Source organism: Candidatus Methanoperedens nitratireducens (assembly GCF_900196725.1).
GTDB lineage: Archaea > Halobacteriota > Methanosarcinia > Methanosarcinales > Methanoperedenaceae > Methanoperedens > Methanoperedens nitroreducens_A.
Genome location: NZ_FZMP01000240.1, coordinates 1 through 11,909 on the forward strand (window position 1 = coordinate 1; position 11,909 = coordinate 11,909).

The 11,909-nt window shown below is 44.3% G+C and carries 13 protein-coding genes; 4 read left to right on the top strand and 9 right to left on the bottom strand.

The genetic code is table 11. The annotated features are described in order from the left end of the window. Window positions 1-314 precede the first annotated feature (314 nt). Complete coding sequence (locus tag MNV_RS17900; protein ID WP_096207305.1) at window positions 315-1,727, bottom strand: ATP-binding protein; 1,413 nt, start codon at window positions 1,725-1,727, stop codon at window positions 315-317. Between the two features lie 114 nt (window positions 1,728-1,841). Here MNV_RS17900 and MNV_RS17905 point away from each other — a divergent pair, with 114 nt between their 5' ends. Next, complete coding sequence (locus tag MNV_RS17905; protein ID WP_096207332.1) at window positions 1,842-1,991, top strand: hypothetical protein; 150 nt, start codon at window positions 1,842-1,844, stop codon at window positions 1,989-1,991. 62 nt (window positions 1,992-2,053) lie between these two features. Here MNV_RS17905 and MNV_RS17910 read toward each other — a convergent pair whose 3' ends face one another. Together MNV_RS17910 and MNV_RS20355 are read right to left on the bottom strand one after the other, a co-directional pair. Continuing rightward, on the bottom strand, window positions 2,054-2,794 hold the full coding sequence (locus MNV_RS17910) for a phospholipase D family protein (RefSeq protein WP_096207306.1): 741 nt from the start codon (window positions 2,792-2,794) through the stop codon (window positions 2,054-2,056). A gap of 323 nt (window positions 2,795-3,117) precedes the next feature. After that, window positions 3,118-3,252, bottom strand: a complete 135-nt coding sequence (locus MNV_RS20355; protein ID WP_218838063.1) for a virulence RhuM family protein — start codon at window positions 3,250-3,252, stop codon at window positions 3,118-3,120. A 205-nt stretch (window positions 3,253-3,457) separates the two neighbouring features. Between MNV_RS20355 and MNV_RS17920 the strand changes: the two genes are divergently transcribed. Beyond that, window positions 3,458-3,676 carry a 4Fe-4S binding protein gene (locus MNV_RS17920; protein ID WP_096207308.1) on the top strand — a complete coding sequence of 73 codons (219 nt, stop codon included), beginning with the start codon at window positions 3,458-3,460 and terminating at the stop codon, window positions 3,674-3,676. On the opposite strand, the gene MNV_RS17925 is transcribed toward MNV_RS17920, so the two are convergent. Then, window positions 3,673-4,350 carry a metallophosphoesterase family protein gene (locus MNV_RS17925; protein WP_096207309.1) on the bottom strand — a complete coding sequence of 226 codons (678 nt, stop codon included), beginning with the start codon at window positions 4,348-4,350 and terminating at the stop codon, window positions 3,673-3,675. The genes MNV_RS17920 and MNV_RS17925 overlap by 4 nt on opposite strands. Window positions 4,351-4,391: 41 nt before the next feature. On the opposite strand from MNV_RS17925, the gene MNV_RS17930 reads away from it, so the two are divergent. Beyond that, window positions 4,392-5,378 carry a radical SAM protein gene (locus tag MNV_RS17930; protein ID WP_096207310.1) on the top strand — a complete coding sequence of 329 codons (987 nt, stop codon included), beginning with the start codon at window positions 4,392-4,394 and terminating at the stop codon, window positions 5,376-5,378. 42 nt (window positions 5,379-5,420) lie between these two features. Here MNV_RS17930 and MNV_RS17935 read toward each other — a convergent pair whose 3' ends face one another. The 4 genes from MNV_RS17935 to MNV_RS17950 are packed head-to-tail and all read right to left on the bottom strand — an operon-like array spanning window position 5,421 to window position 10,366. Further along, complete coding sequence (locus MNV_RS17935; RefSeq protein WP_096207333.1) at window positions 5,421-7,463, bottom strand: adenosylcobalamin-dependent ribonucleoside-diphosphate reductase; 2,043 nt, start codon at window positions 7,461-7,463, stop codon at window positions 5,421-5,423. Between the two features lie 22 nt (window positions 7,464-7,485). Then, the gene (gene nifU, locus MNV_RS17940; protein WP_096207311.1) at window positions 7,486-8,820 is read right to left on the bottom strand and encodes a Fe-S cluster assembly scaffold protein NifU; all 1,335 of its coding nucleotides are present in this window, start codon (window positions 8,818-8,820) and stop codon (window positions 7,486-7,488) included. 4 nt (window positions 8,821-8,824) lie between these two features. Beyond that, entirely contained in the window at window positions 8,825-10,006 is a 1,182-nt protein-coding gene (locus MNV_RS17945; protein ID WP_257000111.1) for a cysteine desulfurase family protein, read from the bottom strand. Further along, window positions 10,007-10,366, bottom strand: a complete 360-nt coding sequence (locus tag MNV_RS17950) for a DsrE family protein (protein WP_096207312.1) — start codon at window positions 10,364-10,366, stop codon at window positions 10,007-10,009. Window positions 10,367-10,584: 218 nt separating this feature from the next. Here MNV_RS17950 and MNV_RS17955 point away from each other — a divergent pair, with 218 nt between their 5' ends. Then, window positions 10,585-10,875, top strand: a complete 291-nt coding sequence (locus tag MNV_RS17955) for a non-histone chromosomal MC1 family protein (protein ID WP_096207313.1) — start codon at window positions 10,585-10,587, stop codon at window positions 10,873-10,875. A 153-nt stretch (window positions 10,876-11,028) separates the two neighbouring features. Here the strand turns inward: MNV_RS17955 and MNV_RS17960 are convergent, their stop codons facing one another. Further along, window positions 11,029-11,895, bottom strand: a complete 867-nt coding sequence (locus tag MNV_RS17960) for a CPBP family intramembrane glutamic endopeptidase (protein ID WP_179294076.1) — start codon at window positions 11,893-11,895, stop codon at window positions 11,029-11,031. Between the last annotated feature and the right edge of the window lie 14 nt (window positions 11,896-11,909).

The following is an 11,909-nucleotide window of genomic DNA, read 5'->3' on the forward strand; positions in this document are numbered from 1 at the left end:
CAGGCATGGTAACTTGACCGGTCATGGCTAATAGCGCTGTCACGATGACATTCAACTGAGATATAGCCGTTGAACTCAGACAGGTTTTTAAACATTGAAGACGTGAAATAATGTTGAACATACAAGTTCCTGGGATATATCGGTAGGACAAGTGGTATATCCCAGAATTATTCATCTTATCTTATAGATATAGTGATGTGGCGAAGGTATTGTTCTAATCTGAGAGTTTTTATATCTTCTTTTTAAAAGACCACAGAGGGCACAGAGGACACGGAGAACTATTACAACTCTGTACTTTCCGTGGTCGGTTATCTTTACCTGGATTCATTTCTCCGAAGCAGAAAAGGAGCGAAATCCCTGAGATCAAAAACAAGATAACCCATGCTTTTCAGTTTTTCTTTATTTTTAATGTCCTTTGCGATAATGCCAAATCTTTCCTTGCGCTTGGAATTATGCCATTTCACCAGCGCAGCTTTACGCTTCAATTCAGTAAATATTATTTCCACCTCTTTATTATTCAATGAACTCCACTTACATTCGAAAAAAGATATTTCCTTTTTCTCTCTATTCAAAGTAATGATGTCTATCTCCTCATTTTTATGCCACCATTTGCCAATATCCATAAATTCAAAATGCAGCGAACCTTTTCGGTTCATTTCTATCAAAAATTCGGCTGCCAGTTTTTCAAATGCTTTTCCAAAATATGAATTAATATCTTTCATGATTAATTCAAAAGCTTTCTCAGGATTTATTTCCAGCAAGCGTGAATTCCTGTAAATGAACCTGAACCAGAAATTAAAAAAATTATCCAGAAGGAAATATCTGGTGTCTCTGGCGCGGCTCATTATCACTGGTTTTTCTCCGATAACTATCTCATAATTATTTACAAGTTCATGAAGGTATTTTGATACCGCGCCCGGCTGCAAACCGGTATAATCTGAAATCTCCTTCGGGGTTGCATTTCCTGATGAAATTGCTTCAAGTATCGAGAAATAGCTCCTGTGCTCAGAGCCAAACTCAAGAGTAAGAATATTTTTTCCTTCCTCTGTCAGTATCTTTGTATCGATAAATAATCTTTTAAAAGTCTCTACAGGGTCGCAAGTTCCCATCTGTCCGGCAAGAAGGAGGTATTTGGGAACGCCTCCGAATATAAAATAGAACCTTGAAGCTTCCTCTGTTTCCAAATCAAAAAAAGCGCTCAGAAAGGCATAACTATCAAAAAAGTTGAATGGTTTCAGATTAAAAAGCATCGTAGCTCTTCCAAACAGCGGTTCTTTGGTATCTTTGAATATTTTTTTTATCATTCCGACATAAGAACCTATTATCAGGAACATATGCTGCGATTCGTTATGATTCAAGTCCCAGTATTTCTGGATTTTTGAAAATATGCCTGGATTGACTTTACTCAGGTTCTGGAATTCATCGAATAAAATAATCAATTTCTCTTTCTGCTCAAAAATCAGATTGAAGAAATCATCCCAGCTATCAATCCGCGGTATTATTTTGAGTGCCTCTCCAAGCGACTCTTCCAGGTCTTTGAAAATCAGCGTTTCAGGTTTTATTTCTATAAAAATATAAACAGCCTTCTTTTCTTTTATGAATTCGCGGCTCAATTCTGTTTTTCCCACCCTCCGCCTGCCGTAGATTACGACAAGGGATGATGAGCTTGATCTGTAAATATCTTCCAATATGCGAATTTCATTCTTTCGGTTGATGAAGCATACCATATAGTAACATACTGTACAGTTGGTATATATAGATTGCGATTTTACCTAAATTAATAATACAGCAGTAATCCTAATCGCTTGCAAAAAAGATGGTTTTAGCGAACTGGCGAGGTAATTACGGGGAAGAAGGGAAAAAGAACAGATGATTCTGATATTACGGTTTTTGATTCGACTGGGATTGCGATACGGGACGTGGCGACTGCGAATCTGGTTTATCAGAAAGCATTAGAAGCAAACAGGGGTATAAAATTGCAGCAATTCTAAACCACATCATTAACCATAAAAGCAACTCAATGTTAGCAGTATCCCTTCTTTCTTATTATACATTAAAAGCCATGAATTTCTTTTGCCATATTCCAATTTTTTTTCAAAACAGGTTTACTCACACTGGTCTCTCCGTTTGATGGCTCACCAGAGAAATGGCAAAACTTTTCGGGATAGTCAGGGTCGCCAAATTGACTCCAAACTTTGAATGCTTCGTAGCTCATTGGTTTTTCAATGTTGAATGGAATTTCAATTCCAGTCCTGATGCAATAACCCATTTGTTTGCCTGTTGATTTTGCATTTGAAGGTTTTGTTTCTACTTTTTTCTTTTCGGTCTTGTCTTGATTTGATGGGGAAACCATTTGAACAGTCACTCTAATTTCTTTGCTTATTGTCAGCAGACGTTGAGCTTCTTCTAATGTTGCGTTGTATAGTTCAGGGTCTTGTGCTTTTGAAATATAAATTCCCATTTCATTATTGTTCTGTTGCGAAAACTCATACAAGTTCATTGAAGTTATGATAGCTTCATTTTCGTTCAGATAACATTTAGCGTGCAAGTTTGTGCAAATGCTTGTCCGTACGCCAATTTGGTTTTCTAACCAATTATTTTCGTCAAGCTGAAGTTTATTTTCCCTATAAACAATCCGAATGTCCCGCTTTTGAATGTTCAGATTGCTAATGTGTTCTTTAATTCTGTTGCTAAACTGTAAGTAAGGGCTTATTAAAATCAATCTATCTTTTGTCCCTTTAATAAGTTCTTCCAAGTGGTAAGAAACTCCTGTTGTGTTTAAAAATTTCGCCATATGTTACCTCCTCATTTCGTTAATATCCATAGTATCAAAGAAACTTAAAATTTCCCCCATAGCCTTACATGAGTATATAATCTCTGTTGTTTTTGATTTTTTTTGACCAGATAGTTCCTAAATATAGCGCAGATAAGTTCCGCTTTCAATACGATTCGCGGCAAAACCGTGTCTTAGCCATGAACAGTTACATCCGTTCCAATGATTGCTTATTTTTTGCATCTGTAGATATATATTCCTTTACGACCCTGTCAAAATCAGATTCAAAGCGTTTATCCTGCTCTACTCAGACGTTTTCATACTCTTTTTCTGCCACCGCCACTTCATGCGATACCTGAGTTCTGTAAAATATCCTGCTCATTGAACTTGAGAAAAGCATCGAGTTTCCCGCTCCAATCCCGCATATACATGGGCTTTCCCCTGCTTTCGCTTGCATGGATCTCGTGAATTTCTTCCACTCATTTCCCACCATCCTTATTTCGTTTAACATTTTTTGCTCCAAAATCAAGCAGTAATGGCTCCATGTTAATTCTCTACGCAGTGTGTAGCGAATTTCACTTTCAGGTAATGTGAGATAAAACTGCCTGAAATTCCAAATGCGCTTCTGCGAACCAAAACCTTTAAACAATAATAAAAACAGTATCAGTTTTTGGAGAAGTAATCATGGCAGTAAAAAAATACGAAAGCAAAGGAGCAGCTCTGACCATCGAAGTTGACGAGGACAAATGTATCGGAGCGGGGGAATGCGTGAACGTGTGCCCGACTAACGTTTATGATCTTGTGGAAGGAAAGTCGAAAGCCACGCGCGTTGATGACTGCATCGAATGCTGCGCTTGTGTAGATGCGTGCCCCACAAAAGCTATCAAGCACAGCTCGTGCTAAAATCCGGCTCTCAGCCTGAAAGCGAGTTTTTCCGGGAGATGTGCTACAAGCATGTCTTCTATCACTTTTTCAATATCATAGCTTGCCCGTTCTAATCTTATTTTTCCGGTCTCAGTATCAAGAACAGCGAATGCCGCCCGCGGGTCTCCATCTCTCGGCTGACCTACCGAGCCCGGGTTCAGGATTATGCCTTCGGGATATTCCTTTTTGAACTGAACATGGGTATGACCTAATACAAGAATATCGCAATCTGCTGCCTTTAAGAAATCAGGCTCAATATCTTTCGGATAAATATATTCATCAGGGCCCTCTGGACTTCCGTGCACCAGCGTCATCCGGACGCCTTGCAGGTTAATATGCTCAACGTTTTTAAGCTCGCGGATGTAATCGACATTATCAGGCGAAATCATGTTTCTCGTCCACCGCAGGGCAGCCGCAGCATAGGGGTTAAAGTCTGAAGTATCATCTGTGATCAAAGCCCTGTCATGGTTGCCGAGAATTGAGATTATCTTTTTCTTTTTGAATAATCCGACTGTCTCATCCGGATACGGATTATAACCTATAATGTCCCCGGCATGCAGTATTTTTTCTGCGCCAGCCGCATCAAGGATTGAAAGTACGGCTCTTAGAGCAACGGCATTTGAATGCACATCAGCTATCAGACCGACCAGCATACTACTAAATATACCTTGGTTTCCCAAATAGCTGTCTTAAGATGAGAAAAGTCAGGGCTTCGATGGGAACTCTTGGAGTTCTCGGACTGGAACTCGTACAGATGGATACGCCTCCGACAACCGCGTATCTCCAGATATATACGGAGGAGCGGTGCAAAGCAAACTGCCTTTTCTGTGCCCAGGCAAAAGACTCGCGCGCCGGGCTGACTCATATAGCAAGGGGTATGTATGTGCCTGCCGACCTTGATGCCGTGGTTTCGCGGCTTAAGATGGCATACGAGAAAGGCTATATCCGGCGCGCCTGCATCCAGACCGCGCTTTATGATAAGTGGTGGGAGGATACAGTATATCTAATAAAAAGAATCCGTGCGGAAAATCATATCCCTATTTCGCTATCAGTATTCCCCCTTGCGGATGCGAAGTATAACGAGTTAAAGAATTCAGGGGTGAACGAGATCGTGATACCGCTTGATGCGTGCACTCCCGCGCTTTTTGATAAAATAAAGGGGCAAAGTGCAGGCGGACCGTACTCGTGGGAGAGACATCTGGACGGTATTAAGAGGGCTGCCCGCTTTTTTAAGAGCGCTGGAACGCATCTTATTATCGGGCTCGGTGAGACGGATGAGGATGCTGTGAAGATCATTGATGAGCTGCATGGCTATAATGTGAACACGGCTCTTTTTTCATATACATACGTCCCGGGCGCCCAGCTTGTTCTGGAGCCAGATAAGGAGGAAAGCATCAGGCATTACCGCACCGTGCAACTGGCAAGATACCTTATTCTGGAAGAGATCTCGGCTTACCCGGATATGCGATTCACAGACGGCGCTCTTTGTGATTTCGGAGCCAAAAGAGATGTAATTCTCAGGATAATCGAAGACGGCACGGCTTTCCAGACATCCGGATGTCCTGAGTGCAACCGCCCGATGGCAAATGAGACTTTTTCCATGATATATAATTTCCCAAGAAAGCTAAAAGATGATGAGGTTGCATCTGTTAAGAAAGAACTCAGGCTGGGTTGGTGTTAGTATTAGTCGAATTGTACTCTTATAGGTTTATATCATTCCAACCTAAACCGGGCACACAGGCGCAGCGCACCCGCCAGCATATTCAGCGTCCGCAGATACGTATTTTTCCAGCCTGTCCCCCAGGTACAATACCTGCTCTTCCTTGCTGCCGTACCTGTAAACCGTAATTCCCTTGCATTTCAGTTGATATGCGAGCATGTACGCCTTCTCGACTTCCTTGATATCCACGTCATTCGGAAAATTGATGGTCTTTGACACAGCATTGTCGCAATACTTCTGGAAAACAGCCTGCATCCTTACATGCCACTCGGGCGCAACGTCGAACGCTGTCACGAACACGCGCTTCACGTCCTCAGGCACCTCATTGATCCCGGCAAGATTTCCCTGCTTTGCGATTTTCATCATCAGCTCTTCGCTGTAGAAACCCCTTTCCTTTGCCACAGCCTCAAAATAGGGATTCACTTCAAGGAGTTTTGTCCCTTCAAGGACATTGCGTACAAACGAAATTGCGAACAGAGGCTCAATCCCGCTTGAGCAGCCCGCTATTATACTGATAGTGCCCGTGGGCGCGACTGTCGTCACGGTGGAGTTGCGTATAGGCTTTTTGAAAATACTGCCCGGGAGATTGGGGAACGCTCCCCGCTCTTGTGCCAGTTTCTCTGACGCCGCATGGGATTTTTCCTCAAGGAAGCGCATTATCTCCTCCCCTGTTTTCAGGGCTTCCTCAGAATCATAGGGGATACCGAGCTGCACAAGCATATCTGCAAATCCCATAACCCCAAGACCGATTTTCCTGTTCGCATGTGTGATTTCTTCTATCTCACGAAGGGGATATTTATTAACGTCTATTACGTTATCGAGGAACCTGACAGCCGGTTGTATTGTCCTCTCAAGCTTTTCCCAGTCGATCGAGCCGTCCTTTACCATCCGTGCAAGGTTTATTGAGCCGAGATTGCAGGACTCGTAGGGTAATAGAGGCAACTCACCGCATGGATTCGTACTCTCCATCATCCCGATATGCGGCGTAGGATTGCGCCTGTTTATCTCATCGACGAACACAACACCCGGATCTCCGGTTCTCCACGCCATTGTTATTATAAGATTCCACATATCCCGCGCCCGCACTTTCTTCACTACTTCCCTGTTCCGCGGATTTATCAGCTCATACTCGCCGTCCTCCAGCATGGCTTTCATGAACTTATCATCCACTGCAACAGAGATATTGAAATTCGTGAGGAAACCTTGTTTTGTCTTTGAGGTTATGAATTCAACAATATCCGGATGGTCTGCCCTGAGTATCCCCATGTTGGCGCCGCGCCTCTTGCCGCCCTGTTTTATGACATCCGTGGTGGTATCGAATACGCGCATGAAAGTAACAGGACCAGAAGCCACACCTTTTGTGGATCTCACAATATCACCTCTCGGTCGCAGGTGTGTGAATGAGAAACCTGTGCCGCCTCCCGATTGCTGGATGAGCGCCATATTCTTCACTGCGTCAAAAATGCTTATCAGCGAGTCCTCGACAGGAATGACAAAACAGGCAGAAAGCTGCCCGAGGTCCGTACCTGCGTTCATAAGCGTTGGAGTATTAGGAAGGAACTCAAGCCTGACGAGCATATTAAAGAATTCCTCCTCGGATTCGGGGTCAAGGGCTATGGCTTTGGCGATACGCCGGAAAAGTTCAAGAGGTGTCTCCACTACATTCCCGTTTTCATCTTTTAGCAGGTAGCGCCTCTCAAGGACGCGTACTGCATTAACACTTAACTTTAATTCGTCCCTGACGCCAAAGAATTGTTTTGCCCTCCTTACCTGGGCGCGTTTCTCCCTGTAGAGAATGTATGCCTTGGCTACTGCCGTATAGCCGTTTTTGATTAAAACCTCTTCCACGATATTCTGTACGTCCTCAACGCCGGGTATTCCGGGAATTCTTTCCTCCACGATTTTTACTACCTGGTTCGCAATATCCTCGGCTGTCTTCCCATCTTTAGTTTTTGTGGCAAGGAAAGCCTTGAAGACCGCGTTGGCTATCTTGGACTTATCGAATTCTACGATTCTTCCGTCCCTTTTACGGATTTTCTCTATCATGTTCCCCATAAATTATTGAATCTCATCGCCAATAAGGTTTTCGCAGTTGCGTATAGGCATTATGTGCCACAATAAGACCATGGGCTATTGCAACTACGGTAAACTGCACTTCAGACGCCACATCGCCCACAGCATATATCCCGTCAATGCTGGTCTTCTGGGATTTATCGGTCTTGATATATCCATTCTCAGTAAGCTCTATTCCGAGTTTCTTAAAAATCTCTGTGTTCGGGGTAAGCCCAACAGCCAGTATGACAGCATCCACAGCCATCTGGAACTCTTCGTCCTCCTTTACGTTCCGCATGACAGCTTTTTCTACCTGTTCTGCCCCTGCTATTTCCAGCAGCTCAGTATTATAAAGGATTTTGACCTTGTCCAGAGTCTTTAAATGCTCCATTTTATGCGGGACAGCCCTCAATTCATCATGCCTGTGAGCTATGGTGATTATGTCCGCTGTTTCAGCAAGGCTCAGTGCCGCATCCACGGCAGAGTTCCCGCCTCCAACGATAAGAACACGTTTTCCTGCAAATTTCTGCGGGTTCGTGACAAAATAATATACCCCTTTATCGTTCTTGCTGAATTTCTCTTCGCCCTTAACACCTGCCTGCGAAGGAGTAGTGCCCGTCGCGAGCACGATTATCCCGCCTCTGTACTCCCCGCTATCTGTAATGACCTTTCTATCCCGGGTTATTTCGTTCACCCGTTCCTTCCTCAGGTCCACTTTTAATCTCTTTGCATCGTTCAGCCATATATCAATAAGGTCCTGGCACGTTGTTTTTTCGCACAGCCCCGGGAAGTTCTCTATCATCTTTGTCGGGCATAGCCACGATAACACCCCGCCCCAGTTTGAGGCTTCAAATATTGCAGTCTTAAGCCCCCGGTATCCGCATAGAATACTTGTTGACAAACCGCCTGGTCCTCCGCCAACTATAATCACATCGTAATCATATTTCTCTGCCTCTACTTTGGCTTTCTCCTCTTTTTTTGCCATATAATCCTGGATCGCAGCATGGAGAGCATCCGCAGCAAGATTTGAGCAGTGCATCTTGATAGGAGGCAGGCCTCCGAGTTCATCCGCCACATCCCCGCGGGTGATTTTAAGTGCCTCCTCAAGCGTTTTTCCTATAGCCATCTCCGTTATCATGCTGCTTGTGGCAATGGCAGAGCCGCAGCCGAAAGTCTTGAATTTTACATCTTTGAGTATGTTGTTCTCGACTTTTATCTGGATCTCCATCAAATCCCCGCAGACAGGATTTCCTACCCGCCCTATACCATCTGCATCTTTTATCTCCCCGACATTTCGCGGATTCCTGAAATGTTCCATTACTTTTTCCGAGTATTCGAATTGTTCATCCATGTTCTTACCCCTTTTTAGGATATAACGGCGATAACGCCCTTAATCTTGTCACGACTTTCGGTACAGCTTCAATGACCTGCCCCACATCCTCATCATTGTTGTATCTTCCAAGCGTGAGCAGCAAAGACCCGTGCGCCTCCTCATGCCTCAACCCCATCGCTATCAGCACATGCGACGGCTCAAGCGTCTTTGAGGAGCACGCTGAGCCCGTGCTTGCTGTTATCCCCATGTCGTTGAGCTGAAGTATTATACTTTCACCCTCAATGAAGCTGAAGCGAAAACTTGCTACACTGGGAAGCCTCTTTGTCCTGTGACCTGTAAGATAAGTGTACTCCAGCTTCAGGATATTCTCTATCAACCTGTCCCGCATCCAGATAAGCCGCGCGCCGTCATCGATCATCTCTTTCTGGGCGAGTTCTGCAGCTTTACCCATCCCGATTATTCCGGGGATATTCTCGGAGCCGCTTCTCAGACCGAACTCCTGTCCTCCTCCGAGCAAAAATGGCATTATTCGTATGCCCTGTTTAATATACAGCGCGCCGACGCCTTTCGGACCGTACATGTCATTGGAAGATAGCGTCAGGAGGTCGATGTGCTCATCTTCCACATTAACCGGCACTTTCCCGACCGCCGCAGTCCCATCCACATGGAACAGTATCTTCTTATCTGATGCTATCCCGCCGATCTCTTTTATCGGCTGGACGGTCCCGACTTCCCCGTTCGCGTACATTATTGAGATAAGTATGGTTTTATCCGTTATCGCGTTCTTTATCCGTTCTGCATCCACAAGCCCGTCTTTATCAACAGGTACGTATGTCGCCTCAAACCCGCTTCTTTGCAGGTCTTTCAGGGTATTCATCACAGACATATGCTCGACCGAACTTGTGATTATATGATTTCCCTTATCCTTATACCGCATTGCAGCGCCGCGCAGTGCCAGGTTATTCGATTCTGTTGCGCATGATGTGAATATGACGCTTTTCGGATTCGGGGCGCCTATCAGGTTCGCCACTTTCGCGCGGGCAGCCTCAAGTTCCCTCCTGGCTTTTCTTCCTGCCGAATGAAGGGAAGAAGGGTTCCCGATATCCTTATCAAAATACGGCAGCATGGACTCAAGTACCCGCGCATCAACGGGCGATGCAGAGCCGTAATCCATGTATACTGGTCTCATTTTTTCACTTTTCACTTAGAACCACATAGTTCCGTCCGCATCAAGCACCAGGTCATTCAACGTAGCCGCTCCCACTATCTCGGCAGGGGGCACAAAATCCCCCTTTGCAAGACTGATAAGCTGGCAGCTCTGTTCACAGACCATAAGTTTTACTCCTGCTTTTACTGCCTGGTCCATTATTTCTTTGAGGGACGGAAAACTTCCCATCTTGATCTTTTCAGCATTCCCTTTTTTCACGACCGTTATGCCCATCCCAAGGAAGTATATTATCGCGTCTATTCCCATGGCTTTTGCTGTCTGGGCGAGCACGAAGGGTGAATATAACCGCTCCGGCGTATCGATTCCACTTGTCTGGACATAGAGTAAAGTTGGCATGTAACCTCCAATGGTTTATTGGGATTAATAGTAGATACGTTTTTCCGTTTAAAATCAATTTTAAGCCTTTAGCATCTGGTTTTTCGTTTTTGAAAAACCTGCATCACCGGGGCGGTTTTTACAAACCGGTATGCAGACTTATGTTTTTGGGAAAAGTATATATAGTATAGTGATAAATTTACAGCTAAGACAACAAATCGTTGTCGGGGTATGAAAATATGGCGAAAACAAGAAATTTTGTATTACGCGAAAAAAATGGAAAAGAGACAGGTGTATTTACCGGTAACCAGCCGCGGCAGGCAGCATTGAAGGCAGCCAACCGCAGCAAGGGAACTAAATCCAAACCCGTTGAGATAAGACTGAGAGAAAGAGGATCAAAGAAGATACATATCTATAAAGGATGGAAAGAAGTCGTTCCGGCACCGAAGAATAAACCGAAATGGATGCCTGCAAATATTAACAAACCGAACGTAAAGAAGGCAGGCATAGAGAAACTTAAAAAGATTTAATTTTAACTTTTTTATTTTTATTTTTTAAAGCAAGTTTTATATGCACATGCCTCATTCTATGATGAGGTGAGTCAATGAAAGTTTCTCCATTATTGATCGGCTACATTCTCTGGGCGTGTATTGCGACTGCGGGTCTTACGTTTATAATATTTCTCATACCTGCGTTTGCCGGGACTCTTCATTAATCGAGCCCATCCATATAAAAACAATAACAAGCGCCAGGATCACTACGAACAGCCCCAGCAGTCCGGCCTCAGGACCCAGATTTCCGCCAGTCACAAGCCGGTATTCAGACGTTGTCTTAAGTATCCCGCCAAAACCATCTCTCATCGAATAAACATGATACTGGAATAAGTTCCAGGTAAAATGGAACCCGATGGACATCCTGAGCCCGTCATAAAGATAACAGAACGCCAGCAGCATCTGCGCGAATGTCAGGGTTAAAACCATAATTATAATACTGGCACCGCTGGTTTTCAATACCACTATCGATGGTATATGGAGAAGTGAGAAAAAGAACGAAGAAAGAATTACCGCCTTCCACAAGCCAAATCTTTTCTGCATATCCGGAAGTATATAACCCCGGAAAGGCAACTCCTCCCCGAACGCTACGATTCCCTGCAGGATGATACCAGCTATAAGGATGCCCTGGAAATCCGGGAGCAGATCTTCGATGCTGAGAAATCCTGACGACAGTTCTATTAAAAATATCATCGTTATCAGGATAAAACCCAGTATAGCGCCCTTAAAGAAGCGATGTCCCCAGACAAATGATTCTCCGTCGTACCGTTTATAGATAACGGGTAACAGAATGAGCGCAAAGTAAGCGAATAATGGGATGAACGCCAGTAACGAAGGCGGTTCTGGTTTCTGCTCAATAGTATTCTGGCTCCCTGTGGAATTCATGCCTGCGGACATTTCAGGAGGCAGCCAGAGAACAGATATGCTTGAAACAAGGATGACAAGAACTACCAAAAAATAGAAAACAGCCCTGCGTCTTTTTTTTAGAATTTCGATCATATCTATCATCCGTG

Excerpts from the sequence above, each read along its gene's own strand:
- MNV_RS17900 (WP_096207305.1), bottom strand. The coding sequence starts at position 1,727 with ATGGTATGCTTCATCAACCGAAAGAATGAAATTCGCATATTGGAAGAT.
- MNV_RS17910 (WP_096207306.1), bottom strand. The coding sequence starts at position 2,794 with ATGGCGAAATTTTTAAACACAACAGGAGTTTCTTACCACTTGGAAGAA.
- MNV_RS17920 (WP_096207308.1), top strand. The coding sequence starts at position 3,458 with ATGGCAGTAAAAAAATACGAAAGCAAAGGAGCAGCTCTGACCATCGAA.
- MNV_RS17925 (WP_096207309.1), bottom strand. The coding sequence starts at position 4,350 with ATGCTGGTCGGTCTGATAGCTGATGTGCATTCAAATGCCGTTGCTCTA.
- MNV_RS17930 (WP_096207310.1), top strand. The coding sequence starts at position 4,392 with ATGAGAAAAGTCAGGGCTTCGATGGGAACTCTTGGAGTTCTCGGACTG.
- MNV_RS17935 (WP_096207333.1), bottom strand. The coding sequence starts at position 7,463 with ATGATAGAGAAAATCCGTAAAAGGGACGGAAGAATCGTAGAATTCGAT.
- nifU (WP_096207311.1), bottom strand. The coding sequence starts at position 8,820 with ATGGATGAACAATTCGAATACTCGGAAAAAGTAATGGAACATTTCAGG.
- MNV_RS17950 (WP_096207312.1), bottom strand. The coding sequence starts at position 10,366 with ATGCCAACTTTACTCTATGTCCAGACAAGTGGAATCGATACGCCGGAG.
- MNV_RS17955 (WP_096207313.1), top strand. The coding sequence starts at position 10,585 with ATGGCGAAAACAAGAAATTTTGTATTACGCGAAAAAAATGGAAAAGAG.
- MNV_RS17960 (WP_179294076.1), bottom strand. The coding sequence starts at position 11,895 with ATGATCGAAATTCTAAAAAAAAGACGCAGGGCTGTTTTCTATTTTTTG.